This window comes from Lysinibacillus sp. FJAT-14222, assembly GCF_001278875.1.
GTDB lineage: Bacteria > Bacillota > Bacilli > Bacillales_A > Planococcaceae > Lysinibacillus > Lysinibacillus agricola.
Genome location: NZ_LIYL01000075.1, coordinates 1 through 610, shown reverse-complemented (window position 1 = coordinate 610; position 610 = coordinate 1). Strand labels below are relative to the sequence as shown.

Below are 610 nucleotides of genomic sequence, written 5' to 3'. Positions count from 1 at the left end.
AAGTTACGGGCTCTTTTATTTCGAGTCATGATGCCGTTAATTCGTCATAATGAAGCCTTTAAGAAATTACATGAATATTACACCACGCGCACCGTCAATCCCCTTCGAAAGAAGCAATCGATTGTCGTGCTCTGTGGAAAGTTACTGAAGATTTTACACACCTTATGCAAGAAGAGAGTGTATTTTGATGTAAGCTACATGATGAAAGATCTGTATTGTCTCGTAAAGGCAGCCTAGCAACATCAAAGCTCGACCTACTACAAAAGGATGACACGGAGAAGCCGGCATTATTTATTCCATCCGACTTTGAGTCCCTAAAGGAGCATCGCCAGCCTCTGCCTTATGAATAGACCGAACGAAGGAATGTATGCGCATGGACGCCAAGAGACATGGGAGGGTACGTCATCATAAGCATCGCAGAGATCCATTAGTGCATCACATAGTGGAAATGGAAGTTAATTTTAACCAATTAACTTTAGCGAAGCGTACTCACCAAATGACGAATAATTGAAGAACTAGAAAAGACTATGTAAAAGTTGTGATAAAAAAATTTTTTATCACTCTTAAAAACGGGTCAAACCGTTGATATATCAACATTTATAGAGGGAGG

General features: G+C 40.0%; 1 pseudogene. It reads left to right on the top strand.

Annotated features, from left to right (window positions below):
* Positions 1-237, top strand: a pseudogene (locus tag AN161_RS30400) (IS110 family transposase); the annotation flags it as partial.
* Positions 238-610 lie beyond the last annotated feature (373 nt).